Source organism: Streptomyces sp. NPDC002889, from assembly GCF_042888425.1.
Classification (GTDB): Bacteria; Actinomycetota; Actinomycetes; order Streptomycetales; family Streptomycetaceae; genus Streptomyces.
The window spans coordinates 25,376-50,649 of the sequence record NZ_JBIAPT010000021.1; the positions used below are offsets into that span (position 1 = coordinate 25,376).

The 25,274-nt window shown below is 69.6% G+C and carries 24 protein-coding genes, 4 tRNA genes and 1 pseudogene; 11 read left to right on the plus strand and 18 right to left on the minus strand.

Annotated features, from left to right (window positions below; genetic code table 11):
• The 5 genes from ACFYWI_RS27965 to ACFYWI_RS27985 all read right to left on the minus strand — a co-directional run.
• Nucleotides 1–1,809 (minus strand): DEAD/DEAH box helicase (locus ACFYWI_RS27965; protein WP_389237725.1); only part of this gene is annotated, 1,809 nt, incomplete at its 3' end.
• 235 nt (nucleotides 1,810–2,044) lie between these two features.
• On the minus strand, nucleotides 2,045–2,596 hold the full coding sequence (locus ACFYWI_RS27970; RefSeq protein WP_389237727.1) for a hypothetical protein: 552 nt from the start codon (nucleotides 2,594–2,596) through the stop codon (nucleotides 2,045–2,047).
• Nucleotides 2,597–2,713: 117 nt separating this feature from the next.
• Nucleotides 2,714–3,076: a fluoride efflux transporter FluC gene (locus ACFYWI_RS27975; RefSeq protein ID WP_389237729.1), complete on the minus strand. Its 363-nt coding sequence runs from the start codon at nucleotides 3,074–3,076 to the stop codon at nucleotides 2,714–2,716.
• Nucleotides 3,073–3,567, minus strand: coding sequence for a CrcB family protein (locus ACFYWI_RS27980; protein WP_389237731.1), 495 nt, complete (start codon nucleotides 3,565–3,567; stop codon nucleotides 3,073–3,075). The genes ACFYWI_RS27975 and ACFYWI_RS27980 overlap by 4 nt, the downstream gene beginning before the upstream one ends.
• Nucleotides 3,564–3,710: a metallopeptidase family protein gene (locus ACFYWI_RS27985; RefSeq protein WP_389237733.1), complete on the minus strand. Its 147-nt coding sequence runs from the start codon at nucleotides 3,708–3,710 to the stop codon at nucleotides 3,564–3,566. Before ACFYWI_RS27985 ends, ACFYWI_RS27980 begins: the two co-directional genes overlap by 4 nt.
• Nucleotides 3,711–3,841: 131 nt before the next feature.
• Between ACFYWI_RS27985 and ACFYWI_RS27990 the strand changes: the two genes are divergently transcribed.
• Nucleotides 3,842–4,192, plus strand: coding sequence for a metallopeptidase family protein (locus ACFYWI_RS27990; RefSeq protein WP_389237735.1), 351 nt, complete (start codon nucleotides 3,842–3,844; stop codon nucleotides 4,190–4,192).
• A gap of 2 nt (nucleotides 4,193–4,194) precedes the next feature.
• Nucleotides 4,195–4,341, plus strand: coding sequence for a hypothetical protein (locus ACFYWI_RS27995; RefSeq protein ID WP_389237970.1), 147 nt, complete (start codon nucleotides 4,195–4,197; stop codon nucleotides 4,339–4,341).
• Here ACFYWI_RS27995 and ACFYWI_RS28000 read toward each other — a convergent pair.
• Nucleotides 4,318–4,664: pseudogene (locus ACFYWI_RS28000) on the minus strand (metallopeptidase family protein); the annotation flags it as partial. The gene ACFYWI_RS27995 and the pseudogene ACFYWI_RS28000 sit on opposite strands and share 24 nt — an antisense overlap.
• 74 nt (nucleotides 4,665–4,738) lie before the next feature.
• On the opposite strand from ACFYWI_RS28000, the gene ACFYWI_RS28005 reads away from it, so the two are divergent.
• The 4 genes from ACFYWI_RS28005 to ACFYWI_RS28020 all read left to right on the plus strand — a co-directional run bounded on the left by ACFYWI_RS28005 (nucleotide 4,739) and on the right by ACFYWI_RS28020 (nucleotide 6,696).
• Nucleotides 4,739–6,349, plus strand: coding sequence for a metallophosphoesterase (locus ACFYWI_RS28005; RefSeq protein WP_389237737.1), 1,611 nt, complete (start codon nucleotides 4,739–4,741; stop codon nucleotides 6,347–6,349).
• Between the two features lie 64 nt (nucleotides 6,350–6,413).
• Nucleotides 6,414–6,486: transfer RNA gene (locus ACFYWI_RS28010), tRNA-Glu, on the plus strand.
• A 39-nt stretch (nucleotides 6,487–6,525) separates the two neighbouring features.
• Nucleotides 6,526–6,600 (plus strand) — tRNA-Asp (locus ACFYWI_RS28015).
• Nucleotides 6,601–6,622: 22 nt separating this feature from the next.
• Nucleotides 6,623–6,696 (plus strand) — tRNA-Phe (locus ACFYWI_RS28020).
• A gap of 100 nt (nucleotides 6,697–6,796) precedes the next feature.
• Here the strand turns inward: ACFYWI_RS28020 and ACFYWI_RS28025 are convergent.
• From ACFYWI_RS28025 to ACFYWI_RS28035, 3 genes are all read right to left on the minus strand, one after another.
• Complete coding sequence (locus tag ACFYWI_RS28025) at nucleotides 6,797–7,621, minus strand: cytochrome c biogenesis CcdA family protein (protein ID WP_389237739.1); 825 nt, start codon at nucleotides 7,619–7,621, stop codon at nucleotides 6,797–6,799.
• The gene (locus ACFYWI_RS28030; protein WP_389237741.1) at nucleotides 7,618–8,337 is read right to left on the minus strand and encodes a DsbA family protein; all 720 of its coding nucleotides are present in this window, start codon (nucleotides 8,335–8,337) and stop codon (nucleotides 7,618–7,620) included. The genes ACFYWI_RS28025 and ACFYWI_RS28030 overlap by 4 nt, the downstream gene beginning before the upstream one ends.
• A gap of 73 nt (nucleotides 8,338–8,410) precedes the next feature.
• Nucleotides 8,411–8,788 carry a hypothetical protein gene (locus ACFYWI_RS28035; protein WP_389237743.1) on the minus strand — a complete coding sequence of 126 codons (378 nt, stop codon included), beginning with the start codon at nucleotides 8,786–8,788 and terminating at the stop codon, nucleotides 8,411–8,413.
• A gap of 111 nt (nucleotides 8,789–8,899) precedes the next feature.
• On the opposite strand from ACFYWI_RS28035, the gene hrpA reads away from it, so the two are divergent.
• From hrpA to ACFYWI_RS28050, 3 genes are all read left to right on the plus strand, one after another.
• Entirely contained in the window at nucleotides 8,900–12,871 is a 3,972-nt protein-coding gene (gene hrpA, locus ACFYWI_RS28040) for an ATP-dependent RNA helicase HrpA (RefSeq protein ID WP_389237745.1), read from the plus strand.
• Between the two features lie 91 nt (nucleotides 12,872–12,962).
• Nucleotides 12,963–13,037: transfer RNA gene (locus ACFYWI_RS28045), tRNA-Asp, on the plus strand.
• A 271-nt stretch (nucleotides 13,038–13,308) separates the two neighbouring features.
• The gene (locus ACFYWI_RS28050; protein ID WP_389237747.1) at nucleotides 13,309–13,491 is read left to right on the plus strand and encodes a DUF6274 family protein; all 183 of its coding nucleotides are present in this window, start codon (nucleotides 13,309–13,311) and stop codon (nucleotides 13,489–13,491) included.
• Nucleotides 13,492–13,846: 355 nt separating this feature from the next.
• Here the strand turns inward: ACFYWI_RS28050 and bldC are convergent, their stop codons facing one another.
• Both bldC and ACFYWI_RS28060 read right to left on the minus strand, forming a co-directional pair.
• Nucleotides 13,847–14,053, minus strand: coding sequence for a developmental transcriptional regulator BldC (gene bldC / locus ACFYWI_RS28055; protein ID WP_003949541.1), 207 nt, complete (start codon nucleotides 14,051–14,053; stop codon nucleotides 13,847–13,849).
• 538 nt (nucleotides 14,054–14,591) lie between these two features.
• Entirely contained in the window at nucleotides 14,592–15,428 is an 837-nt protein-coding gene (locus ACFYWI_RS28060) for a hypothetical protein (protein WP_389237749.1), read from the minus strand.
• A gap of 186 nt (nucleotides 15,429–15,614) precedes the next feature.
• Here ACFYWI_RS28060 and ACFYWI_RS28065 point away from each other — a divergent pair, with 186 nt between their 5' ends.
• Together ACFYWI_RS28065 and ACFYWI_RS28070 are read left to right on the plus strand one after the other, a co-directional pair.
• Nucleotides 15,615–16,697, plus strand: coding sequence for a Leu/Phe/Val dehydrogenase (locus ACFYWI_RS28065; protein ID WP_389237751.1), 1,083 nt, complete (start codon nucleotides 15,615–15,617; stop codon nucleotides 16,695–16,697).
• A gap of 281 nt (nucleotides 16,698–16,978) precedes the next feature.
• Nucleotides 16,979–17,242, plus strand: coding sequence for a DUF3073 domain-containing protein (locus tag ACFYWI_RS28070; protein WP_389237753.1), 264 nt, complete (start codon nucleotides 16,979–16,981; stop codon nucleotides 17,240–17,242).
• A gap of 103 nt (nucleotides 17,243–17,345) precedes the next feature.
• On the opposite strand, the gene purM is transcribed toward ACFYWI_RS28070, so the two are convergent.
• The 7 genes from purM to purS form a co-directional block, all read right to left on the minus strand.
• Nucleotides 17,346–18,440 (minus strand): phosphoribosylformylglycinamidine cyclo-ligase, encoded by a 1,095-nt coding sequence (gene purM, locus ACFYWI_RS28075; RefSeq protein WP_389237755.1) that lies wholly within the window; start codon nucleotides 18,438–18,440, stop codon nucleotides 17,346–17,348.
• 32 nt (nucleotides 18,441–18,472) lie between these two features.
• On the minus strand, nucleotides 18,473–19,990 hold the full coding sequence (purF, locus tag ACFYWI_RS28080) for an amidophosphoribosyltransferase (RefSeq protein ID WP_389237757.1): 1,518 nt from the start codon (nucleotides 19,988–19,990) through the stop codon (nucleotides 18,473–18,475).
• Between the two features lie 180 nt (nucleotides 19,991–20,170).
• A complete protein-coding gene (locus ACFYWI_RS28085) occupies nucleotides 20,171–20,989 on the minus strand; it encodes an META domain-containing protein (protein ID WP_389237759.1) in 819 nt (272 codons plus the stop codon).
• 60 nt (nucleotides 20,990–21,049) lie between these two features.
• A complete protein-coding gene (locus tag ACFYWI_RS28090) occupies nucleotides 21,050–21,841 on the minus strand; it encodes a sterol carrier family protein (RefSeq protein WP_389237761.1) in 792 nt (263 codons plus the stop codon).
• A 138-nt stretch (nucleotides 21,842–21,979) separates the two neighbouring features.
• Nucleotides 21,980–24,253, minus strand: a complete 2,274-nt coding sequence (gene purL / locus ACFYWI_RS28095) for a phosphoribosylformylglycinamidine synthase subunit PurL (RefSeq protein WP_389237763.1) — start codon at nucleotides 24,251–24,253, stop codon at nucleotides 21,980–21,982.
• Nucleotides 24,250–24,930, minus strand: coding sequence for a phosphoribosylformylglycinamidine synthase subunit PurQ (gene purQ / locus ACFYWI_RS28100; protein ID WP_389237765.1), 681 nt, complete (start codon nucleotides 24,928–24,930; stop codon nucleotides 24,250–24,252). Before purQ ends, purL begins: the two co-directional genes overlap by 4 nt.
• A complete protein-coding gene (gene purS / locus ACFYWI_RS28105; protein WP_015035032.1) occupies nucleotides 24,927–25,172 on the minus strand; it encodes a phosphoribosylformylglycinamidine synthase subunit PurS in 246 nt (81 codons plus the stop codon). Before purS ends, purQ begins: the two co-directional genes overlap by 4 nt.
• Between the last annotated feature and the right edge of the window lie 102 nt (nucleotides 25,173–25,274).

Consider the following 25,274-nt stretch of genomic DNA (forward strand, 5'->3'; position numbering starts at 1 on the left):
ACCACGGTCGTTGTCACGACGCTCGAAGGGACGGCCACCACGGTCGTCGCGGCGGAAGCCACCACGGTCACCGCCACGCTCACCGTCACGACGGTCGTCACGGCGCTCGAAGGGACGGCCACCACGGTCGTCGCGGTTGAAGCCACCACGGTCACCGTCACGACGCTCGTCACGACGGAAACCACCACGGTCGTTGTCACGACGCTCGAAGGGACGGCCACCACGGTCGTCGCGGCGGAAGCCACCACGGTCACCGCCACGCTCACCGTCACGACGGTCACGGCGGTCGAAGCTGCCGCGCTCGTCACGACGGTCGTAGGACGGACGCTCCTCGCGCACCTCGGCCTGCGGCTCCGGCACGGCGGCGACCTCGGCCTCGGCGGCCTCCGTCACCTCGGCCACGGCCGCCTCCGGGTCCTCGCCCCGCTCGCGCGCGGCACGGGCGACCAGGCGGTCGGCCTCCTCGCGCAGCTCGGAGGCGCGGCGCTGCACCCGCTCCAGCTCCTTGGTGAGCTGGGCAGCCTCGCGCTCGGCCTGCTTGGCGGCGTTGTTCGCGGAGTCCGCCTGGACCTCGGTCAGCGAACGGGCACCGGTGATCTCGGCGACCTCGGGGTCGAAGGCACCGGCCCCGCCCACGATGTGACGCGAGGCGTCGACGCCCGCGTCCTCCATGAGGCGGAAGATCTGACGGCGCTGGTGCGGCAGCGACAGCGAGACGACCGTGCCGGACTTGCCGGCGCGGGCGGTACGGCCCGAGCGGTGCAGATAGTCCTTGTGGTCACCGGCCGGGTCCACGTTCAGGACCAGGTCGATGCCGTCGACGTGGATACCGCGGGCGGCGACGTCGGTCGCGACGAGCGCGTTGACGTAGCCCTTCTTGAAGTCCTCCAGCACGCGGGTACGCGCGCCCTGCGTCATACCGCCGTGGAGCGCATCGGCCTTCACACCGGAGTCGCAGAGCTGCTCGGCGATACGGTCGGCGCCCAGCTGGGTGCGGACGAAGATGATCGTGCGGCCCTTGCGGGCGGCGATGGCGGCGGTGACCGGCGCCTTGTCCTTCGGCTTCACGACGAGGACGTGGTGCGTCATGGTCGTGACGTTGCCCTGGGCGCTGTCGACCTCGTGGCTGACCGGGTCGGTCAGGTAGCGCTTGACCAGCGTGCTGATCTCGTTCTCCATGGTCGCGGAGAAGAGCATGCGCTGACCGCCGGCCGGCACCTGGTCGAGCAGTTCGGTGACCTCGGGCAGGAAGCCCAGGTCGGACATCTGGTCGGCCTCGTCGAGGACGGCGACCTGGACCTGCTCCAGCGAGCAGGCGCCGCGGTTGATGATGTCGCGCAGGCGGCCCGGGGTGGCGACGAGGACGTCGACACCGCGCTCGAGGGCGTAGATCTGGTTGCCCATCGACGTACCGCCGCAGACGACCTTCATCTTCAGGCCGAGCACATCGCCGTAGGGCTGCAGCGCGTCCGCGACCTGCATCGCGAGCTCACGGGTCGGGGTGAGGATGACGGCGCGCGGCTTCTTCTTCTCGGTGGAGCCGCCGGCCAGCGTGGCCAGGGTCGGCAGACCGAAGGAGAGGGTCTTGCCGGAGCCGGTACGGCCACGGCCGAGGATGTCCTTGCCGGCCAGGGCGTCCGGGATGGTCGCGGCCTGGATCGGGAAGGGCGTGGTCACGCCGTTCTGGGCGAGCTTGCGGACGACGCCCTCGGGGAGGCCGAGGGACGCGAAGGTGACCTCGGGAGCAGCGTCGGTGACAGCCTCTACGGCTTCGACCGTCTCGGCGACGATCTCAGCGTTCTCGGGCATGACGGCGTGATCAGTACTGAAATTGGACATGCGAAATGCGAAACCTTCCGGAGTCTCGGCACGCGCCCAAACTCCGTGAATTCGCAATTCGACCGCCTCTATGCGGTCAGCCACGGCTAGGGAGTAACGCGCCACACGGCGCTCTTCTTTTTCGGCGCCGGGCAATGGGATCAAACGATCTACCACCATACGCACCTCCCCCCGGCCAAGGCAAACCTCGTCCGAGTGACCCTGGTTACACCGGCCCCACCTGCGGTGAAGCCACCGGCTCCGTGTGCGTGCCCGGTTCCCGCACCAACCGCAGCGCTCCGGCGTGCACCTCGGGCGCGGACGAGGCCGAGGGCTGGTCGGTCGGCTCGCCGGCCGGCGGCGTGGAACTCGGGGGCGGCTCGGAGGGTACATCGGGCGCCGGTGTCGACGGCTCCGGTACGGACGGCGAGCTGCCGTCTCCCGTCGGCGCCGGCTTGGCCGGGGACTGCGGCCCCTTCCCGCCCTTGGTGGGCTTCGCCTCGGCGGATGCGGAGTCCTTCGCGCTGGGCGACGCCTTCGGATCGTCCTTGCCGCGCCCGTCCTTGTCGCCCTTGCCGCCGCGGCCTTGCGGCCGCCCGCCCGGCGCCCCGTGCCCGCCGTCCGGCTCGGCCGCCGCGCCGCGCCGCTCCGCCGACGTGCTGGGGGCAGGCTTCCTGCCCTCGTCGTCGCTCACGCTCATGCAGCCCGCCGAGGCCAGGACCGCCAACGCGGCGGCGGCCTGGACGGCCCATCGGCAGGGTGCTGACAACTGGCGCACGGGGCACCTCCGGGGCAGGGAGCAACGGGTCTTCCTGCCCAACTCCCGGCACCCCGCAAGGGACACGCCCGAAAACCCGCCCAAGAGACCCCGCGGCACCTTCCGCCGGCCTTCGTCTCACCCGACCAGGCCGCGCGCCAACTCCCCGCCCAGGTACACCGATCCGAATCCCACGAGCAGCGATCCGCCCACATTCACCGCGGCCAGGAACGTCCGCCCGCTCTCGGCCAGCCGCAAGGTCTCGTACGAGAACGTGGAGTAGGTCGTCAGCGCCCCGCACAGCCCCGTACCCAGCAGCGCGTACGTCCCCGACGACACCGAAGCCCCGGCCAGCGCACCGAGCATCAGGCTGCCCGCGGCATTGACCACGAACGTCCCCCACGGGAACACGCATTCATGGCGCGCCTGCACAGCGCGGTCCGTCAGATACCGCAACGGGGCACCGGCCGCCGCCCCCGCGATCACCAGCAGCCAGCTCACCCCACCACCGCCCGCCGCACGGCCCGCCGGGCCCCGCGCGTCGCCGAGGCCGCCAGCCACACCGCGGTCAGCGCCGCCGCGAGCGTGCCCCCGGCGTACGCCGTCGCGAGACCCGCCCGCCCGTGCTCCAACAGGTTCCGGAAGTCCAGCGCATACGTGGAGAAGGTGGTGAACCCGCCGAGCACCCCCACGCCGAGAAACGGCCGCACCAGCGGACGGGCCCACCGGCCGCCCTCGCCGACCAGCACCATGAGGACGCCGATCAGCGCGCACCCCAGCACATTGACCCCGAAGGTCGCCCACGGGAACGAGCCGTCCCGGACCGGCCACAGCAGCTCGGCCCCGTACCGCGCCGAGGCTCCTGCCGCACCGCCCGCCGAGATCGCCGCGAGCACCTGCCACTTGTGCGCCCCGGCCGTCTCCGCACGCTGCGCGGGCACATGCAGATCGACATCCGGATCAATGGCGTCCGGCACCTCGGACGGGCTCACCCGTACCCCAGAGCGTGCAGCCGCTCCTCGTCGATCCCGAAGTGGTGGCCGATCTCGTGCATGCAGGAACACCCGTCGGACACCTTTGTCGTCGAGGGACCCAGGCTGATCCGCGGGGACAGGGGAAGTATGCATGTCACCACGAGAGCCATTCTCGCGCGCGGCCGCCCTGCTGCACGCGATGGCCCTTGACCTGCCCCGGTCGTCCGCTCCCCGTGGCGGACGGCCGGGCCATTGCACTACCGCCGGCCTCTGCGTCCCGGACAATGGCCCTGTGCTGGAAATGTCGCGGGAAGCGTTTGAAGAACTGGTGAGCCAGGCCCTGGACACGATCCCCCCGGAGCTGACGCGGGTCATGGACAACGTGGCCGTGTTCGTGGAGGAGGAACCCGACCCGTCCGACCCAGAGCTACTGGGCCTGTACGAGGGCACGCCACTCACAGAGCGCGGTGAGTGGTACGCCGGTGTGCTCCCGGACCGGATTTCCATCTACATGGGTCCGACGCTCCGCTACTGCGAGTCCCCTGGCGACGTGGTCCACGAGGTCGCCGTGACCGTGGTCCATGAGATTGCCCATCACTTCGGGATCGACGACGACCGACTTCACGAACTGGGCTGGGGCTGACCATGAGCGCTCCGGAGGACGACCCCTCGACCGTACGGATCGGGCTGTGGCGGGCCGACGCCGTGGTCCCTTTCGACGCCGCTCAAGAGGCCGTCGCCCGGGACATGGGCCGGTGGGCCCGCGGCCGCCCATGTCACCCGATGAGCTGAAGCGTCGCGGACCAGGTGTACGCCGACATGGTGCGCACCACGGTGATCCCGGTCTCCTCCACCACGTCCTCGCGGGTCTCGCACATCCGCAGCGCCGGCCCCCGGTAGATGGTGATCCGGTCCGGCAGCACACCCGCGTGCCACTCACCGCGATCGGTCGGCGGAGTCCCCTCGTGGAGCCCGCGCAGCTCGGGGTCGTCGGCGGTCGGCTCATCCTCCACGAACACCCCGACGTCGTCCAGCAGCCGCGTGGGCTCCGGCGGGATCCTGTCGAGGGCCTCGGCGACCGGTTCCTCGAACTCCTCGCGCGTCATCTCCAGCACGTGGCCCTTGTCAGGTACCCCGTGCGGCCGGTCGCCCCGGCATGGCCGCCCGCAGCATTGGGCATACGGGACCAATGGCCCGCGAAGCCCCGGAACCGCCCCGTACGTCCCGCCTGCCCCGCCCGATCCGCGCCGCACTCGGCCGTCCTGGGGCCACCGATCCGGTGGATCCCGTCGGCCCGCTGACACACCGCCCGCGCCCCTGGACCCGCGCCCTCGGGCTGACCGCCGTCGTCCTGCTGGGCGCCTGGCTCGGACTGCTCGTCGTCGGCAATGTCCGTACGCCCGTCGGGCCCATGGACACGACCATGACGCTGCGGCCGTCCCTGTCCGGCGGCACGAAGATCAACGTCTCCCCGCTGGGCGCTCTGGAACTCGACTCGCATGTCGCGCCCATCCGCCTGGATGTGGACGTCGACCGGCTCGACCCGGTCCGCTCGCAGGTCTTCGTCGAGCACCCCGAGCTGCTGTCCGGCCTCCAGGACGAGGTCACCCACGACGTCCGCCAGGGCACCACCGAACTCGCGGTGCGCTCCTGCGTGGCCGTCGTCTCCGGCGCCACCGCCCTCGGCCTCGCCGTCTACCGCCGCCCCCGCCGCGCCCTCGGGGCCGGCGGACTCGCTCTCGTACTCCTCGCGGCCTCCGGCGCCAGCGCGTACGCCACCTGGAACCCGAAGTCGGTCCTGGAGCCGAAGTTCTCCGGGCTGCTCTCCAGCGCCCCCTCGGTCGTCGGCAACGCCCGCTCCATCGTCACGGAATTCGACGTCTACCAGCAGGAGTTGGCGCGCCTGGTCACCAACGTCACCAAGCTGTACGAGGCGACCTCGACGCTCCCCACCTATCAGCCGGACCCCGGCACGCTGCGGGTGCTGCATGTTTCCGACATCCATCTCAACCCGGCCGCGTGGCACATCATCACCTCGCTCGTGAAGCAGTACCGGATCGACGTGATCATCGACTCCGGCGACACGATGGACCACGGCTCGGCCGCCGAGAACACCTTCCTGGACGCGATTGAGGACCTCGGAGCGCCCTACGTCTGGGTCCGCGGCAACCACGACTCCCCCACCACTCAGGACTATCTCGCCGGTCTCGAGAACGTCCGCGTCCTCGACGAGGGCAAAGCGGTCACCGTCGCCGGTCTGCGTATCGCGGGCAGCGGCGACCCCCAGTTCACCCCGGACCGCTCGGTCGTCGCCCAGGGCGACCCGGCCGAACGGATGATGGGTATCCGCCTCGCCTCCGCCCTGCGCGACCAGGAACGCGCGGGCACCCCCGTGGACATCGCGGTCGCCCACAACCCGGTCGCGGCCCGCGAGACCGACGGCACGGTCCCCCTCGTCCTGGCGGGCCACATCCACCAGCGCCGCACCGAGGTCCTCCCGCACGGCACCCGCATCAAGATCGAGGGCTCGACGGGCGGCGGCGGGCTGCGGGCGGTCCAGAACGACAACCCGGAGAAGGTCCGCACCTCGGTGCTCTATCTCGACCGGTCGACCCGGCGCCTCCAGGCCTGGGACGAGATCACGCTGGGCGGTCTGGGGCTGACGACGGCCGAGGTCAGCCGCCATGTCCCGGACGAGAACGCGCCGGGCGCGCCGCCCTCGGCCCGGACACCGTCCCCCTCCCCGAGTACGTCCTTCCAGGGGACGGCTCCGTGGTCCCGTAAACCGTTTTGGCGATAGCTCCCCGCATCCCATATGCTTCTCACGTCCCCGACGCGCTGCAAAGCGCCCAGGCGGGCCCTTAGCCCTCATCGTCTAGTGGCCCAGGACGCCGCCCTTTCAAGGCGGTAGCACGGGTTCGAATCCCGTTGGGGGCACGCAATACCGTGTGCGAGACTTGGTCTCGCACATTGCTTGGTCCTGTGGAGCAGTTTGGAGTGCTCGCCACCCTGTCAAGGTGGAGGCCGCGGGTTCAAATCCCGTCAGGACCGCTGAAGCTCGCGAGAGCTTCGTGGCTGGGTAGCTCAGTTGGTACGAGCGATCGCCTGAAAAGCGATAGGTCGCCGGTTCGACCCCGGCCCCAGCCACAACCCGAAGGCCCCGATCCTCATGGACCGGGGCCTTCGCCGTACCCCCGGACACACCGCTCCCCCGACGGCCCCGTCCTCCCGGACGGGGCCGTTCCCCTTACGTGCGCTCCCCGCCGCGCCGCCCGCGGATGGCGAGAATCAGGCCCACCACCGCCACCACCAGGACAAGCAGGGTCCAGTCCGGGACCGCGCTGCCGATTCCCGATGCCCACTTCTCCGCCGCGAACGAGTCGTCGACCGAGAGCAGGCCCGGCAGGGCGGTCGGGCCGTCGAAGGCCAGGAACAGCGTGCCGAGCAGGATGAAGAGGAGGCCCGACAGCAACGAGGTCGTGTGCAGCCGGAAGCGGCCCACGCTCAGCTCACGGCCGCGCAGCCACCGGCGGCGGCCCAGGTCGAAGCGGTCCCAGAGCAGCGCGAGCAGGAACAGCGGGACCGCCATGCCCAGGGCGTAGACGGCGAGCAGGAGGCCGCCGTAGACCGGACTGCCGCTGAGCGCCGCGACGGTGAGCACACTGCCGAGGATGGGGCCCGCGCAGAATCCGGCGAGGCCGTAGACCAGGCCCAGGGCGTAGACGGACACGGCGGTCGTCGGGCGGATACGCCCGGACACGGAGGCCATTCGGCGCGAGGCGAAGCCCGTCCCGAGGATCTGGGCCACGCCGAGCCCGACGATCAGCCAGCCGCCGGCGGAGACCAGCAGGTCACGGTGACCGTAGAAGAGCCGCCCGGCGAACGACCCGGCCGCGCCCAGCGGCACGAGGGTGGTGGCCAGACCCGCGTAGAAGATGCCGGTACGGGCGAGGAGCCTGCCCGCCCCGTCGACGGAGTACGCGAAGAACGCCGGGAGCAGCAGCGCGCTGCACGGGCTGACCAGCGCGAGCAGGCCACCGAGGAGGGCCGCCAGATAGCCGATGTCGCTCACCGCGCGGCCTTCTTCGCCGCCTCGATCGCCTCGATGAACGCCTCGATCGGCTGGGCGCCCGCGATGGGGCGCCCGTTGATCAGGAAGGACGGAGTGGACGTCGCGCCGAGTTCGTACCCCTCTTCCTGGTCCTTCCCGACCGCCCGGCGCGCCGCGTCGCCGTCCACGTCGCGGACGAACCGGTCGAGGTCGGCCACCCCCGCGGCACGGGCCAAAGTCCTCAGCCGGTCCTTGCCGAAGCCCTTCTCCTTCGCGCCCTGTGCATACGCCGCTGCGTGGAACTGCCAGAAGCGGCCCTGGCGCCCGGCGGCCCATGCCGCCCTCGCCGCCGCGTCCGACTCCCCGCCGAAGATCGGGAAGTTCCGCCACTCGATGCGCAGGGTGCCGTCCTTCACGTACTTCTCCATCAGCAACGGCTCGGTGTCACGGGCGAACGTGCCGCAGTAGCCGCACTGGAAGTCGGCGTACTCGACCATCACGACCGGCGCGTCCGCGCGGCCGGCCGCGAGCGGGTCCCCGGCGTCGCGGCGGGCGAGCTTCTCCCACTCGGGGTGGGCGCCGGTCCGCGGGGCCGCGGAGACCTCGGCCACGGACGAGGATCCGGACGACGTGTCCGGCTTGGTCGCGGTGTACGAGGCGTAGCCGAGCAGCAGCGCGGCGACGACGACGCCCGCCCCGACGGCGACCGGCTTACGGGAAGGAGAGGAGGAAGGCATGGACGTAGTGCTCCTGAGCGTGGGTCATGAACAAGTCGCGGGAGACGGGCACGCAGCGGCGAGCCCGTGCGCTCTACACGCGCAGGACGGACAGATCGACGGGAGACGGCGGGGCGAGCGGCGGCGGCCCACGGTCCGGGACCGGCGCCCGGACGGGCTCCGCCAGGCCCCAGGCGGAGCCGGGGGCACCATGGCCGGTGTGCGGTGCGGGCAGCAGCTCGCACACCGAGCCACCGCGCACAGGAGTCGCGGGGTCCGCGCCGTTGCCGTCGTCCGAAGCACCCTTGCCGCAGCCCGGCGCCTGCACCGGGTCGGACATGCCCACGATGGGGAGCGGTCCCGCGGACGCAGTCGCCGGCGTGGTGGAGCCCACCAACAGCGCCAGCAGCATGCCCAGGAGGACACCCGCGGCCACCGGTATCCGGTGTCGGGGGTCGCGTCTGAGCAGCATGGACGCACGGTCCCTTCGTGGGCAGGTGATCGGATCTGCTCCATACTGCACCAGCTTGCGAACGAAATGCGTTCGCCAGTGCTTTCCCGGGGGTGCGATCCTGGACTCCGTATGTCTACTTCCTTCGCCGACCTCCAGACCCTGCTCGCCGGGGCATCACTGCGCGATGCCCACCGGCTCGGCCGCCGTCTCGAGGGCGCCCGCCGTATCCGTAAGCCCGAGGCGCGGCAGGCCGTGCTGGACGAGATCGCCGCCGAGGCCGACAGGTCCGCGGCCCGCGTCGCGCGGCGCCTCGAGCGGGTGCCCGAGGTCTCGTATCCCGAGCAGCTCCCGGTCAGCCAGAGGAAGGACCACATCCTCGAGGCGATACGGGACCACCAGGTCGTGATCGTCGCGGGTGAGACCGGCTCCGGCAAGACGACGCAGATCCCTAAGATCTGTCTGGAGCTGGGCCGGGGCGTACGCGGCATGATCGGCCATACGCAGCCGAGACGGATCGCGGCCCGTACCGTCGCCGAACGGGTGGCGGAGGAGTTGCGCACTCCTCTGGGCGAAGCGGTCGGCTGGAAGGTCCGTTTCACCGACCAGGTCGGCGGCGAGACCTTCGTCAAGCTGATGACGGACGGCATCCTGCTCGCCGAGATCCAGACGGACCGCGAGCTGCGCGCCTACGACACGATCATCATCGACGAGGCCCACGAGCGGTCCCTCAACATCGACTTCCTGCTCGGCTATCTCGCCCAGCTGCTGCCCAAGCGCCCGGACCTCAAGGTGATCATCACCTCCGCGACGATCGATCCGGAGCGCTTCTCCCGCCACTTCCGGGACGCCCCGATCGTCGAGGTCAGCGGCCGTACCTATCCGGTCGAGGTCCGTTACCGCCCGCTCCTCGAGGAGGACGGCGAGGCTGTTGACGATTCCGAGGGCGACCGCGACCAGATCACGGCGATCTGCGACGCCGTCGAGGAGCTGCAGGGCGAGGGCAAGGGCGACATCCTCGTCTTCCTCTCCGGCGAGCGCGAGATCCGCGACACCGCGGACGCGCTCAACAAGAAGCAGTACAGGTTCACCGAGGTGCTCCCGCTGTACGCGCGTCTCTCGCACGCCGAGCAGCACCGCGTCTTCCAGCCGCACACCGGCCGCCGGATCGTCCTCGCCACCAATGTCGCCGAGACCTCCCTGACCGTCCCCGGCATCAAGTACGTGATCGACCCGGGCACCGCCCGTATCTCCCGCTACAGCCACCGCACCAAGGTCCAGCGTCTGCCCATCGAGCGGATCAGCCAGGCCAGCGCCAACCAGCGCAAGGGCCGCTGCGGCCGTACCTCCGACGGCATCTGCATCCGGCTGTACTCGCAGGAGGACTTCGACGCGAGACCGGAGTTCACCGACCCGGAGATCCTGCGTACGAGCCTGGCGTCCGTCATCCTCCAGATGACCGCGGCCGGCCTCGGCGACATCGAGAAGTTCCCCTTCATCGACCCTCCGGACCACCGCAACATCCGCGATGGTGTACAACTCCTCCAGGAACTGGGCGCGTTCGACCCGCAGCAGAAGGACCCGCGCAAGAAGCTGACCGAGCTCGGCCGCAAGCTCTCCCAGCTGCCGGTCGACCCGCGCCTCGCGCGCATGGTCATCGAGGCGGACAAGAACGGCTGCGTCCGCGAGGTCATGGTGATCGCGGCGGCGCTGTCCATCCAGGACCCGCGCGAGCGCCCGGCCGAGAAGCAGACGCAGGCCGACCAGCAGCACGCCCGTTTCAAGGACGAGACGAGCGACTTCCTCGCCTTCCTCAATCTGTGGCGCTACATCCGTGAGCAGCAGAAGGAGCGCGGCTCGTCCAGCTTCCGCCGGATGTGCAAGCAGGAGTATCTGAACTTCCTGCGCATCCGCGAATGGCAGGACATCTACGCGCAGCTGCGTACGGTCGCGAAGCAGATGGGCATCCACCTCAACGAGGACGATGCGCCCGAACAGGCCGTGCACGTCTCCCTGCTCGCGGGTCTGCTGTCGCACATCGGCATGAAGGACGTGAAGGACGGCCCGAAGAACGAGTACCTGGGCGCACGCAGCGCCAAGTTCGCGGTCTTCCCCGGCTCGGCACTCTTCAAGAAGCCCCCGCGCTTCATCATGTCCGCGGAGCTCGTCGAGACGTCGCGTCTGTGGGCCCGCGTCAACGCGAAGATCGAACCGGAGTGGATCGAACCGCTCGCCGAGCATTTGCTGAAGCGCACGTACAGCGAACCGCACTGGGAGAAGGACGCGGCGGCCGTGATGGCGTACGAGAAGGTCACGCTGTACGGCGTGCCGATCGTCGCCCAGCGCAAGGTGAACTACGGGCGGATCGACCCGGAGACCTCCCGCGACCTGTTCATCCGCAACGCGCTGGTCGAAGGTGACTGGCGCACGCACCACAAGTTCTTCGCGGACAACCGCAAACTCCTCACCGAGGTCGAGGAGCTGGAGCACCGTGCCCGCCGCCGCGACATCCTCGTGGACGACGAGACGCTCTTCGACTTCTACGACCAGCGGGTGCCCGAGCATGTCGTCTCCGGCGCCCACTTCGACTCCTGGTGGAAGCACAAGCGGCATGAGCAGCCCGAACTGCTCGACTTCGAACGCGAGATGCTCATCACCGAGAAGGCCGGGTCGGTCACCAAGGACGACTACCCGGACTCCTGGCGGCAGGGCCGGCTGAAGTTCCGGGTGACGTACCAGTTCGAGCCGGGCGCGGACGCGGACGGCGTCACCGTGCACATCCCCCTCCAGGTGCTGAACCAGGTCACCGACGAGGGCTTCGACTGGCAGATCCCCGGCCTGCGCGAGGAGGTGGTGACCGAGCTGATCCGCTCCCTGCCCAAGCCGATCCGGCGCCACTACGTACCGGCCCCCAACTACGCGAGGGCGTTCCTGGACAGCGCGCCACCCCCGGAGGGGCACGATCGGACCCAGCTGTCGCAGGAGCCGCTGCCGGTGACGCTCGCGCGCGAGCTGCAGCGCAGGGTGGGTGTGCCGGTCACGGCCGACGACTTCGATCTCTCCCGGATCCCCGACCACCTCAAGATCACTTTCCGGATCGTCGACGAGCGCCGCAAGAAGCTCGCCGAGAGCAAGGATCTTGAGGCGCTGAAGCTCCAGCTGAGGCCCAAGGCACGGCAGGCCCTGTCCCAGGCCGCCGCGGCCGCCACCTCCGGGCCCTCGGGGCAGTCGCTGGAGCGCTCGGGGCTCACCGACTGGACGATCGGCACCCTGACGAAGGTCTTCGAGACCCGGCGGGCGGGCCAGCCGGTCAAGGCGTACCCGGCGCTCGTCGACGAGGGCGGGACCGTCGCCGTACGGCTCTTCGACACCGAGGCCGAGCAGGCGCAGGCGATGTGGCAGGGAACACGCCGCCTGATCATGCTCAACATCCCGGTGAACCCGTCGAAGTTCGCCTCGGACAAGCTGACGAACCAGCAGAAGCTGGCGTTGTCCCGCAACCCGCACGGCTCCATCCAGGCGCTGTTCGACGACTGCGCCATGGCCGCGGCGGACCGTCTGATCGCGGACCACGGCGGGCCCGCGTGGGACGAGGAATCGTTCCGCAAGCTGTACGACAAGGTCCGCGCCGACCTCGTCGACCTGACCGTGCGCACGATCGACCGGGTCCAGCAGATCCTGGCGGCCTGGCAGGCCTGTGAGCGCCGCCTGAAGGCCACGAACAGCCTGACGCTCATCAACAACGTCCAGGACGTACGCGAGCAGCTGGCGGCCCTCGTGCCGGCCGGCTTCGTCACACGCACGGGCCTGCGCCGGCTGCCGGACCTGATGCGCTACCTGGTCGCCGTGGACCGCCGCCTGCAGCAGATGCCGACGTCCGTGCAGCGGGACACCTCGCGTATGGAGAAGGTCCACGAGATGCAGGACGAGTACGCCTGGCTGCTGGAGCAGATGCCACAGGGGCGCCCCGTGCCGCAGGAGGTTCTGGACATCCGCTGGATGATCGAGGAGCTGCGGGTGAGCTACTTCGCCCACGCCCTGGGCACGGCGCACCCCGTGTCCGACAAGCGCATCGTGAAGGCGATCGACGCGGCAGCGCCGTGATGCGGCGCTCGCCATGAGTGAGTTCGACCGGACCGGCTGACCTGCTGTACAGTCTCTCTCGCAGCCAACGAAGCGTGGGGCTGCGAAACCTGGTCCTGTGGAGCAGTTTGGAGTGCTCGCCACCCTGTCAAGGTGGAGGCCGCGGGTTCAAATCCCGTCAGGACCGCGCGACATACGAAGGCCCGCGTCAACACGACGCGGGCCTTCGTCGTGTCCGGCCGTCTTGACGCGGTCACCTGCCACCGGTACCCAATCATTAGGACCTTTCTCCGGGATCAGGCCGGATCAGTGGGCAACGTCCGGTACCGGGGACACCTCCCACGCCAAGGCTGTGGGCCCCTCCCGTGCCCGAAGGGCTACGGGGGAGCCAGGGCACGCGAGCCCCGCAAGATCCCGGAAAGGCCCGAAAGGACGGCACACACCCGGAGGTGACGTGCATGGCGGCGTCCACGGCCAGGCGGTATGAGACCCGAGCGCTTCTGCGCGCCCATCTGGCGGCCGCGTCCGGCTATCGCCATCTGACGCGCACCTGCCCCATCTGTCATCGGCTTCTGCGCCTCGCCCTGGAGCGGCCCGAGGACGAGCCGGCCACCGAGGACGAGAGCCCTGCCGCCGAGTGACCAACACCCGTACAGCCGCGCTCCCTTCCCTGCGCGGACCGGCTTTGACAAGAGTCCGGCACTGTGACGGGAGTCACTGAAAAGCTTTTCGAAACCGGGGAATTTACCCCCCGCCTACAACAGGCCAATTTAATATGTGCAATTGCACCATCTGTCGAGCACACCCCTCCCGCCCCTCGCGTCACACCCGCACGCCCCACCGGCAGCCGGCCCAGGACACAAAAAAGATCGCACTGGACCCGGCGGAGTCCAGTGCGATCAAAGACGAAGGCCTGTTGGGGCAGACGCACGCCTATGGAGCTATAGGTGGGCTTGTCCGGGATGGGGGTCCCGGAAACGCCCGATCAGGCGGGGTTCAGGCCTCGCTGCGCTGTTGCGGAATACCCGCAAGCAGTGCGCGGACCTCAGCCTCGCGGTACCGGCGATGTCCACCGAGCGTGCGGATGGACGTGAGCTTGCCTGCCTTGGCCCAGCGGGTGACCGTCTTCGGGTCCACGCGGAACATCGTGGCAACCTCAGCCGGGGTCAGCAGCGGCTCGGCATCAGGGGTGCGAGCGGTCATGAGCGGCCTCCTCGGGAGAACCGAACCTTCTCGGTTCTTTCCTCTAAATTCTGCACCTTGACCCGCGTTGCCCGAAATGGCGGACGAGGGTCGAGTCGGTTATAGGACGAACGGCTTGTCCTCGGCACTACAACTACACCATCTGTCCAGCCACGTCGGCCAAACCGATGGAATTGCCCTCTCAGGTGTCCATCAGTGGCCGAAGCCCGATGGACCATGCCATAACGGACAGTCACCCCACAGTGACGATCAGTCACAGAGCTATCAGGAGTCTGCAGGACCCCCCATAGAGTGCAATGCTGAGCATTCCGCCCGTAGTTGGGCGGAAGGAGTCTTCCCCGGACTCCTTGTCCTATTTTGACACGAGGGTGGGCGATGGGCGCAAGGGCGCCGTTAGTGCCGTCCGTCACGCTTGAGTCAAAGGCCCGGATCGGGACCTACGTCCCCGGGCCCAGGCCCCCGGGCCGCGCTGTGAGCCGGACCACTCACGCTCGCGGGCCGGACTGTGAGCCGGACCACTTCCGCTCACGAGCCGCGATCAGTTCGCGAACTGGCGGTCCCTGACGGACCGCCAGCGATCCGTCAGCCGTCCGTACGCGGCCGACGCCCCCTCCCCGTCACCGGCTCTCAGGGCCGCGATGCCCTCGGCCGCGTCGGCCGCCGAGCGGTCGTCGGCGAGCTGTGCCCCGGGCACGGCGTGGACCAGGCCGCCGTAGTCCAGCTCCACCAGCGAACGCGGATGGAACTCCTCCAGCCACCGCCCCACGTCCACCAGGCCCTCGGTCATCGGGCCCTCGTCGATCGTGTCCCGCAGCGTCCTGAGCGCCCGGGCCAGCCGCCGGCGGGCCTGCACCATGGGCGTCCGGTAGCGCAGCACCGGGGCCCCCGGGGCCGCCTCGTACTCGCGCTCCTCGTCGGAGAAGAGGACGAACCAGCCCAACGGCACCTGCCACACCGCGGTACGGATCCACGGCCGGGCGTCCGGGTTCTCCTCACGCCACTGCTCGTAGTCCGCGGCGGCCTGGCCCCGCACCACCGGCGGCAGGGCCGCGTCCAGCAGCTGCGCGGGAAGCCGCCCCACCAGCTCCTCCAGCGCCAGCCAGCCGCGCAGCCGCGTACGCCACGGACAGACGCAGACCACCCCGTCCATCTGGGCGACGAACGCGTCGGCACTCTCATGGACCGGCACCGGAACCGGCGGGGTGGGCAGCAAGTCGGCCAGCGAGCGCCGCAGTTCGTCCTGGGCGGTGGGGGTGGCGTCCCGGCGGGCGTAGCGGGCCCAGTGGCTCCGCTCGGGCTCGGGAAAGGCCGCCAGCGGCTCATAGATCCGCAGGTAGGCCGCGTAAGGAACAAGAACCGAGGACAGCGCTGGCATGCCGCAAATCCTTCCACGGCCGTACTCCGGGAGAGGGTGATCCGCCGCACCGGGTCGGATCTACGCACGCGTAGGACTTACCCTCTTGCCCATAACCGGGCCTTTCCTGGATTCTCCCCTGCCACAAGCGACGGGGACACCTCGGGAAGACCTTCCTCCGCCGCTTCGTACTTGGGAGTCACCACCGTGACCGATGTGACCGACGGCGTCCTGCACACCCTGTTCCGATCGGACCAGGGCGGCCACGAGCAAGTCGTGCTGTGCCAGGACCGCGCCAGTGGCCTGAAGGCCGTCATCGCACTCCACTCCACCGCCCTGGGCCCCGCCCTCGGCGGCACCCGCTTCTACCCGTACGCGTCCGAGGAAGAGGCCGTCGCCGACGCGCTGAACCTCTCCCGGGGCATGTCGTACAAGAACGCTCTGGCCGGACTCGACCACGGCGGCGGCAAGGCCGTGATCATCGGTGACCCCGAGCAGATCAAGACCGAGCAGCTGCTGCTGGCCTACGGCCGGTTCGTGGACTCCCTCGGTGGGCGCTACGTGACCGCCTGTGACGTCGGCACGTACGTCGCCGACATGGACGTCGTGGCCCGCGAGACGCGCTGGGCGACCGGCCGCTCTCCCGAGAACGGCGGCGCCGGCGACTCGTCCGTGCTCACCGCGTACGGCGTCTTCCAGGGCATGCGGGCCTCGGCCCAGCACCTGTGGGGCAGCCCGGCGCTCAGCGGCCGCAAGGTCGGCATCGCGGGCGTCGGCAAGGTCGGCCACCACCTGGTCGAGCACCTGCTGGACGACGGCGCCGAGGTCGTGATCACCGATGTGCGCGAGGAGTCCGTACGCCGGATCCTCGACAAGCACCCGCGGGTCACGGCGGTCGCGGACACCGCCGCCCTGATCCGCACCGAGGGCCTGGACATCTACGCGCCGTGCGCGCTGGGCGGTGCGCTGAACGACGCGACCGTGCCCGTGCTCACGGCGGCGGTGGTGTGCGGCGCGGCCAACAACCAGCTCGCGCACCCGGGTGTGGAGAAGGACATCGCGGACCGCGGGATCCTCTACGCCCCCGACTACGTGGTGAACGCCGGCGGTGTGATCCAGGTCGCCGACGAGCTGCACGGGTTCGACTTCGACCGGTGCAAGGCGAAGGCGTCGCGGATCTTCGACACGACGCTGGCAATATTCGCACGTGCGAAGGAAGACGGCATTCCGCCGGCCGCCGCCGCCGACCGGATCGCCGAGCAGCGCATGGCGGACGCCCGCAAGCGCTGACCCGCACAGGGGCCGGCCCGACGTCCGGGGGAGACAAGACTCACCACCGGTCGGCGGGTCGGCCGCCAAGAAGAGGTTAAAATCGCAGTTGACCAGCGAGGACGGGGCGCCTCGAGGGTTCTGCGAAGTGGCGCGTCATGCGGGCGGCGTACCGTATGGCCGCGGAAGCAGGTACCGTTGAAGCCCTACGGACCGAGCTCTTCATGGAGAGCCCGTTCCGAATCATGAACGCGTGTCAAGACTCTGGGGCCGTCGAGCCCCGTCACCGAGGGGGTCGAGCCATGGGGCGCGGCCGGGCCAAGGCCAAGCAGACAAAGGTCGCCCGCCAGCTGAAGTACAACAGCGGCGGGACTGACCTGTCGCGTCTGGCCAACGAGCTGGGCGCTTCAACTCCGAGTCCGATCTCGAGCCAGCCGCCGAATGGCGAGCCGTTCGAGGACGACGACGAGGAAGACGACCCGTACTCGCGTTACGCGGACCTGTACAACGACGACGAGGACGAGGACGACGAGTCCGGTCCGTCGTCACAGCGTCGCGGCGCTTGACGTAGCACCCACCGACCCGGTCCAGGGCATGCCCCGGACCGGGTTCTGTGCTGTTCAGGTTCTGTGCTGTTCAGGTTCCGTGCCCGTTCAGCTCGCGGCGCCTTCACTTCGCGTACGTGCCCACCAGCTCCGCGCCCGTGGCGCGGTCGCCGCGCTCGACAACGGCACCGGCGACCCAGGCGTCCACGCCGCGGTCGGCGAGTGTGGCCAGCGCCACGTCCACGGACTCCTCCGGGACGACGGCCATCATGCCCACGCCCATGTTCAGGGTCTTCTCCAGCTCCAGCCGCTCGACCTGGCCGGCCGCGCCGACGAGGTCGAACACCGCGCCCGGGGCCCAGGTGGCACGGTCGACCACGGCGTGCAGCGAGTCCGGAACGACGCGGGCGAGATTGGCCGCCAGACCGCCGCCGGTGATGTGGCTGAAGGCATGGACCTCGGTGGTCCGGGTGAGTGCCAGGCAGTCCAGCGAGTAGATCTTGGTGGGCTCCAGCAGCTCCTCGCCGAGGGTGCGGCCGAACTCCTCGACCTGCTGGTCGAGGCTCATGCCCGCGCGGTCGAACAGCACATGCCGGACCAGCGAGTACCCGTTGGAGTGAAGGCCGGACGACGCCATCGCGATGACCGCGTCACCCGAACGGATACGATCCGCGCCCAGCAGCCGGTCCGCCTCGACCACACCGGTACCCGCACCGGCGACATCGAAGTCGTCCGGGCCCAGCAGGCCCGGGTGCTCAGCGGTCTCGCCGCCGACCAGGGCGCATCCCGCCAGCACACAGCCTTCGGCGATGCCCTTGACGATGGCGGCCACCCGCTCGGGGTGGACCTTGCCGACGCAGATGTAGTCGGTCATGAACAGCGGCTCGGCACCGCAGACGACGATGTCGTCCATCACCATGGCGACGAGGTCGTGGCCGATGCTGTCGTAGACGCCCATCTGCCGGGCGATGTCGACCTTCGTGCCGACGCCGTCGGTGGCCGAGGCCAGCAACGGGCGCTCGTAGCGCTTGAGGGCGGAGGCGTCGAAGAGGCCGGCGAAACCGCCGAGGCCACCGAGGACCTCGGGGCGCTGCGTCTTCTTCACCCACTCCTTCATCAGCTCGACGGCGCGGTCGCCCGCTTCGATGTCGACGCCCGCGGCCGCGTAGCTGGCACCGGTGCCCGCGTGCGGAGCACGCTCGGAAGATTCAGCAGACATGCTGGAGAACTTTCGTGTCGTACTGCAGGGGTTTACGGACGACGGAGCGCGTCGGCGGCGTCGGCGCCGCCCGCCAGCTCGGTCTCCAGGAGCTGCTTGCCGAGGAGCTCGGGGTCCGGCAGCTCCATCGGGTACTCGCCGTCGAAGCAGGCACGGCACAGATTCGGCTTGGCGATGGTGGTCGCCTCGATCATGCCGTCCAGGGAGATGTACGAGAGGGAGTCCGCGCCCAGCGAGGCGCCGATCTCCTCGATCGTCATGCCGTTGGCGATCAGCTCGGCCCGGGTGGCGAAGTCGATGCCGAAGAAGCAGGGCCACTTCACCGGCGGGGAGGAGATCCGGATGTGGACCTCGGCCGCGCCGGCCTCGCGGAGCATCTTGACCAGGGCGCGCTGGGTGTTGCCGCGGACGATCGAGTCGTCCACGACGACCAGGCGCTTGCCCCGGATGACTTCCTTGAGGGGGTTCAGCTTGAGGCGGATGCCCAGTTGGCGAATGGTCTGGGACGGCTGGATGAAGGTGCGGCCCACGTAGGCGTTCTTCACCAGACCGGAGCCGTAGGGGATGCCGCTCGCCTCGGCGTAGCCGATGGCGGCGGGCGTACCGGACTCCGGCGTCGCTATCACCAGGTCGGCCTCGACAGGGGCTTCCTTGGCGAGTTTCCGGCCCATCTCCACGCGGGAGAGGTACACGTTCCGGCCGGCGATGTCGGTGTCGGGACGGGCCAGGTAGACGTACTCGAACACACACCCCTTGGGCTTCGCTTCTGCGAAGCGGGAGGTGCGGATGCCGTTCTCGTCGATGGCGATGAGCTCGCCCGGCTCGATCTCGCGGACATAGCTCGCGCCGCAGATGTCGAGGGCGGCGGACTCGCTGGCGACGACCCAGCCGCGCTCCAGGCGGCCGAGCACCAGCGGGCGGATGCCCTGCGGGTCGCGGGCCGCGTACAGGGTCCCCTCGTCCATGAAGACGAGCGAGAACGCGCCCCGGACCTCGGGGAGCACCTTGGCGGCCGCGGCCTCGACGGTCAGCGGCTTGCCGTCGTCGTCGACCTGGCCCGCGAGCAGAGCGGTGACCAGATCGGTGTCGTTGGTGGCGGCCACCTGCGTGGCCCGGCCGTTCTCCTTGGGGAGGTCGGCGACCATCTCGGCGAGCTGGGCGGTGTTGACCAGGTTTCCGTTGTGGCCGAGCGCGATCGAGCCGTGGGCGGTGGCCCGGAAGGTCGGCTGCGCGTTCTCCCACACGGAGGCACCGGTGGTCGAGTAGCGGGCGTGACCGACCGCGATATGACCTTGGAGCGATCCGAGAGAGGTCTCGTCGAAGACCTGGGAAACGAGCCCCATGTCCTTGAAGACGAGGATCTGAGAGCCGTTGCTCACTGCGATCCCCGCGGATTCCTGGCCTCGATGTTGGAGGGCGTAGAGCCCGAAGTAAGTGAGCTTCGCGACCTCTTCACCCGGAGCCCAGACACCGAAGACGCCGCAAGCGTCCTGGGGGCCCTTCTCACCGGGGAGCAGGTCGTGGTTGAGTCGTCCGTCACCACGTGGCACGGCTCCGAGTGTAGGCGAGATCGACCACTGGTCCGAATTGGGGATACAGGCGGCAGCTCTCGGAGCTTCGTACAAAAGCCGCAGAATGAAGCCTTTGTACGCTCCTACCGGGGAGTAGTGCAGGTGCGGGGGCGTGCCGCACATCACTGTGCGGGACACCGTTTCGGCCGATCGCTCCGGTCAGCCGGCCGTCGCGGGGGTCGCGGCGAGGCCCGTGCCGTCGGTGGCGGTCAGCGAGAGGGTGCGGTGCTTCAGCTCGTACGTCACCGTCCCGTTCAGGACCTTGGCCAGCTCGCGTTCCACCGACATCTCCGGTCCCGGGCAGAGTTTCCGGGTGGAGGCGAGCTTGCCGAACGTGATCGTCTTCTCGGAGATCCTGGCCGTGCTGCTGAAGCGGTTGCAGCCGAGGTTGCCGCTCACGGACCCGTCCTTGCCGAAGGTCAGATGGGCTTTGTTCTCGGTACCCGCCGGCAGCGATGTCGCGGTCTTGTCGGAGAGCAGGGAGGTCACGGACCACTTCGTGCCCACCAGCGGCGACGGCTCCTCGGCGGTCAGGGCGATCACGTCGCCCTTCTCGGTGGTGAGCTGCAGCCTCTTGTCGGTGAGCTTCGCCTTGAGCTTGCCGGAGAAAGCCGCACGCAGGGCGTCCTCGAAGCCCTGGATCTTCTTGTCGCAGGCCATCTCGGTCATCTCACCCGGTCCCACGGTGAGGGTGTCGCCGTCGACCTTCACATCGGCGCCGAAGTGGTTGCACCCGTAGTTGCCCTGGGCACGGCCCTTGTCGGTGATCTCGACATGCGCGCCGGACGGGGCCGCAGACTTCTTGCCGTCGACGGTGACGCTGTCGACGGACCAGTGGACGCCCGTGACGGGCAGATCGGTGGCGACCGTCCCGCCCGAGTCGCCGCCGTCACCGGAGCCGGAACCCGTCTGAGTACCGCAGGCGGCGAGGGCGAGGAGGGCCAGGACCGTGGCGGGGATGCTCAGCTGCGTACGCATACCGGTGGGACGGGACGGGTGCGGCCGCGGTTCCCCGCCACCGGGGAGGGGCCTGCCGCCTCAGCCGAGGATCGGCAGCAGCGCCCCGAGATCGGCACGCTCGCCGCTCGCGCTGACCTGCGCCGCGTCGAGGGCCTGCTGCCATCGGGTCCGCCCGGTGGCCAGGCGGATCCAGGTCAGCGGGTCGGTCTCGACGACGTTGGGCGGGGTGCCGCGGGTGTGCCGCGGGCCCTCGACACACTGGACGACGGCGAACGGCGGAATACGCACCTCCGTGGACGCCCCCGGCGCCTTGACCGCGAGCGCGTCCGCGAGCAGGCGCGTGCAGGCCGCGAGCGCGTTGCGGTCGTACGGGATGTCCAGCCCGGTCGCCGCGTTCAGATCGTCGGTGTGGACGATCAGCTCGACGGTCCGGGTGACCAGGAAGTCCCCGAGGCGCATCCCGCCGAACCGCATCGGCACCAGCCGGTCCTCGGGAGCGGCCGGCAGCAGCTCGTCGAGCCGGGCCGCCGTACGCGCGAACAGCTCACCCGGCTCGGAAGCCGCCGCGAAGGCCCTGGTGTCCTCGTCGACCTGCCCGGCGGCGGTGACCGTCGCGAACGGCCAGTCCAGCAGGGCGACGTCCGCCTTCTGCGGCTCGGGCAGCGTGAGGTAGCGGGTGACCAGGCCTGCGACCAGGGCGATGTGCGCGGCCAGTTCGCGCACGGTCCAGTCCCCCAGGCGCGTGGGCAGCGCGAACTGCTCGGGTGTGAGGGTGTCCACCGCTTGCCGTACATGCCCGAACTGGGCGAGCACGGCGGCGCGGACGGTGGCGTGGTCGTAGCTGCGAAGGCGCTTCCTGGCCGGTGGCATACGGCCGACACTAGGGGATCGGTACGACAACGGCCGCGGTTCTCGGCCGGTCCGCTCCTGCGCACTCGCGGGTGTGCGTCCGTACGCGGACGGCCCCGCCCGTGACCGGGCGGGGCCGTCCTTGCTCCTGCGCGTGCGTCAGACGAGCAGACCCGGGATGGTCTCCTCGTGCGCCGTGCGCAGCTCGCTCAGGGGGATGCTGAACTCGCCCTGGACCTCCACCGCGTCGCCGTCGACGACACCGATACGGGTCACGGGCAGGCCGCGCGCTCCGCACATGTCGTTGAAGCGGAGCTCCTCGCTGCGCGGGATCGCGACCACGGCGCGGCCGGCCGACTCGCTCAGCAGGAAGGTGAACGCGTCCAGACCGTCCGGGACGATCAGCCGCGCACCCTTGCCGCCGCGCAGGCAGGACTCCGTGACGGCCTGGATCAGACCGCCGTCGGACAGGTCGTGCGCGGCGTCGATCATGCCGTCGCGGGAGGCGGAGATCAGGATCTCGGCCAGCAGCTTCTCGCGATCGAGGTCGACCTGCGGGGGCAGTCCGCCGAGGTGGTCGTGGACGACCTGGGACCAGGCCGAGCCGCCGAACTCCTCGCGGGTGTCACCCAGCAGGTAGAGCAGCTGCCCCTCTTCGCGGAAGGCGATCGGGGTACGGCGGTCGACGTCGTCGATCACGCCGAGGACCGCCACCACGGGCGTCGGGTGGATCGCCACCTCACCGGTCTGGTTGTACAGCGACACATTGCCGCCGGTGACCGGGGTGCCCAGCTGCAGACAGCCGTCCGCGAGACCACGGGTGGCCTCGGCGAACTGCCACATGACGCCCGGGTCCTCCGGCGAGCCGAAGTTCAGGCAGTCCGAGATCGCCAGCGGCTTCGCACCGGAAGCGGCGACATTGCGGTACGCCTCCGCCAGCGCGAGCTGTGCACCCGCGTAGGGGTCGAGCTTCGCGTACCGGCCGTTGCCGTCGGTCGCCATGGCCACGCCCAGGTTCGACTTCTCGTCGATCCGGATCATGCCCGCGTCCTCGGGCTGGGCCAGCACTGTGTTGCCCTGCACGAAACGGTCGTACTGGTCCGTGATCCACGCCTTGGACGCCTGGTTCGGCGAGCCGACCAGCTTCAGGACCTGCTCGCGCAGCTCCTCGGCGCTCTGCGGCCGCGGCAGCTTGTTCGCGTCGTCGGCCTGCAGCGCGTCCTGCCACTCGGGGCGGGCGTACGGACGCTGGTAGACGGGGCCCTCGTGGGCGACGGTCCGCGGCGGCACATCCACGATCTGCTCGCCGTGCCAGAAGATCTCCAGGCGCTCGCCCTCGGTCACCTCACCGATGACGGTGGCGATGACGTCCCACTTCTCGCAGATCTCGAGGAAGCGCTCGACCTTGTCCGGCTCGACGATCGCGCACATGCGCTCCTGCGACTCGCTCATGAGGATCTCCTCCGGCGAGAGCGTCGCGTCGCGCAGCGGCACGGTGTCCAGCTCGACCCGCATACCGCCCGAGCCGGCCGAGGCCAGCTCGGAGGTGGCGCAGGACAGGCCCGCGCCGCCGAGGTCCTGGATGCCCGCGACGAGCTTCTCCTTGAAGATCTCAAGGGTGCACTCGATCAGGAGCTTCTCCTGGAACGGGTCGCCGACCTGGACCGCGGGGCGCTTCTTCGGCTTGCCCGTGCCGGAGTCACTGTCAGACGCAGCGTCGAAGGTCTCCGAGGCCAGGACGGACACGCCGCCGATGCCGTCGCCGCCGGTACGGGCGCCGTACAGGATGACCTTGTTGCCGGGGCCCGAGGCCTTCGCGAGGTGGATGTCCTCGTGCTTCATCACGCCGATGCAGCCGGCGTTGACCAGCGGGTTGCCCTGGTAGCACTCGTCGAAGACGACCTCGCCGCCGATGTTCGGCAGGCCCAGGCAGTTGCCGTAGCCGCCGATGCCCGCGACGACACCGGGAAGTACCCGCTTGGTGTCGGGGTGGTCGGCCGCACCGAAGCGCAGCGGGTCGACGACGGCTACCGGGCGGGCGCCCATGGCGAGGATGTCGCGGACGATGCCGCCGACGCCGGTGGCCGCGCCCTGGTAGGGCTCGATGTAGCTGGGGTGGTTGTGCGACTCGACCTTGAAGGTCACCGCGTAGCCCTGGCCGACGTCCACGACGCCCGCGTTCTCACCGATGCCGACGAGCAGCGCGTCGTTCTCGGGAGCCTTGTCGCCGAACTGCTTCAGGTGCACCTTGCTCGACTTGTACGAGCAGTGCTCGGACCACATGACGCTGTACATCGCCAGCTCGGCGCCGGTGGGACGGCGGCCGAGGATCTCGCGGATGCGCTCGTACTCGTCCTGCTTGAGGCCGAGTTCCTTCCAGGGCTGCTCGGCGTCCGGGGTCTCGGTCGCGTGCTTGACCGTGTCGAGGCTCATGCGTTGACCAGCTTCTTGAGGATCGAAGTGAAGAACCCGAGACCGTCGGTGCGGCCCGTACCGATCAGCGGCTCCACGGCGTGCTCGGGGTGCGGCATCAGACCGACGACATTGCCGGCGGCGTTGGTGATGCCCGCGATGTCACGGAGCGAACCGTTCGGATTGCGGTCGAGATAGCGGAAGGCCACTCGCCCCTCGGCCTCCAGCTCGTCGAGCACGCGCTCGTCCGCGACGTACCGGCCGTCCATGTTCTTCAGCGGTACGGAGATCTCCTGGCCGGCCTCGTAGTCCGTGGTCCAGGCGGTGTCGGCGTTCTCGACCCGCAGCTTCTGGTCGCGGCAGATGAAGTGCAGATGGTTGTTGCGCAGCATCGCGCCCGGCAGCAGATGGGCCTCGGTGAGGATCTGGAAACCGTTGCAGATGCCGAGAACGGGCATACCGGCCTTGGCCTGCTCGATGATCGTCTCCATCACCGGCGAGAAGCGGGAGATCGCTCCGGCACGCAGATAGTCGCCGTACGAGAAGCCGCCGGCGAGCACGACCGCGTCGACCTGCTCGAGGTCCTTGTCGCGGTGCCAGAGCGAAACGGGCTCGGCACCGGCGAGACGCACGGCGCGCAGCGCGTCGCGGTCGTCGAGCGTGCCGGGGAAGGTGACGACTCCGATACGAGAGGTCACGACTCCACCTTCACGACGAAGTCCTCGATGACGGTGTTGGCAAGGAACGTTTCGGCCATCTCATGGATGCGGGCGAGGGCGGCGTCGTCGACCGGCCCCTCCACCTCCAGCTCGAAACGCTTTCCCTGACGGACATCCGCGATCCCGGCGAATCCCAGACGAGGCAGTGCACGCTGCACCGCCTGCCCCTGGGGGTCGAGGATCTCGGGCTTGAGCATGACGTCGACTACGACGCGAGCCACGGGCACTCCCGGTGGTGTGTTGCGAGGGCGGTTCCCTCAGCGTACCCGGCCGAAAAATCTACGCGGGTAGATATCAAGAGAACGCACGGGGAAATCCGAAGA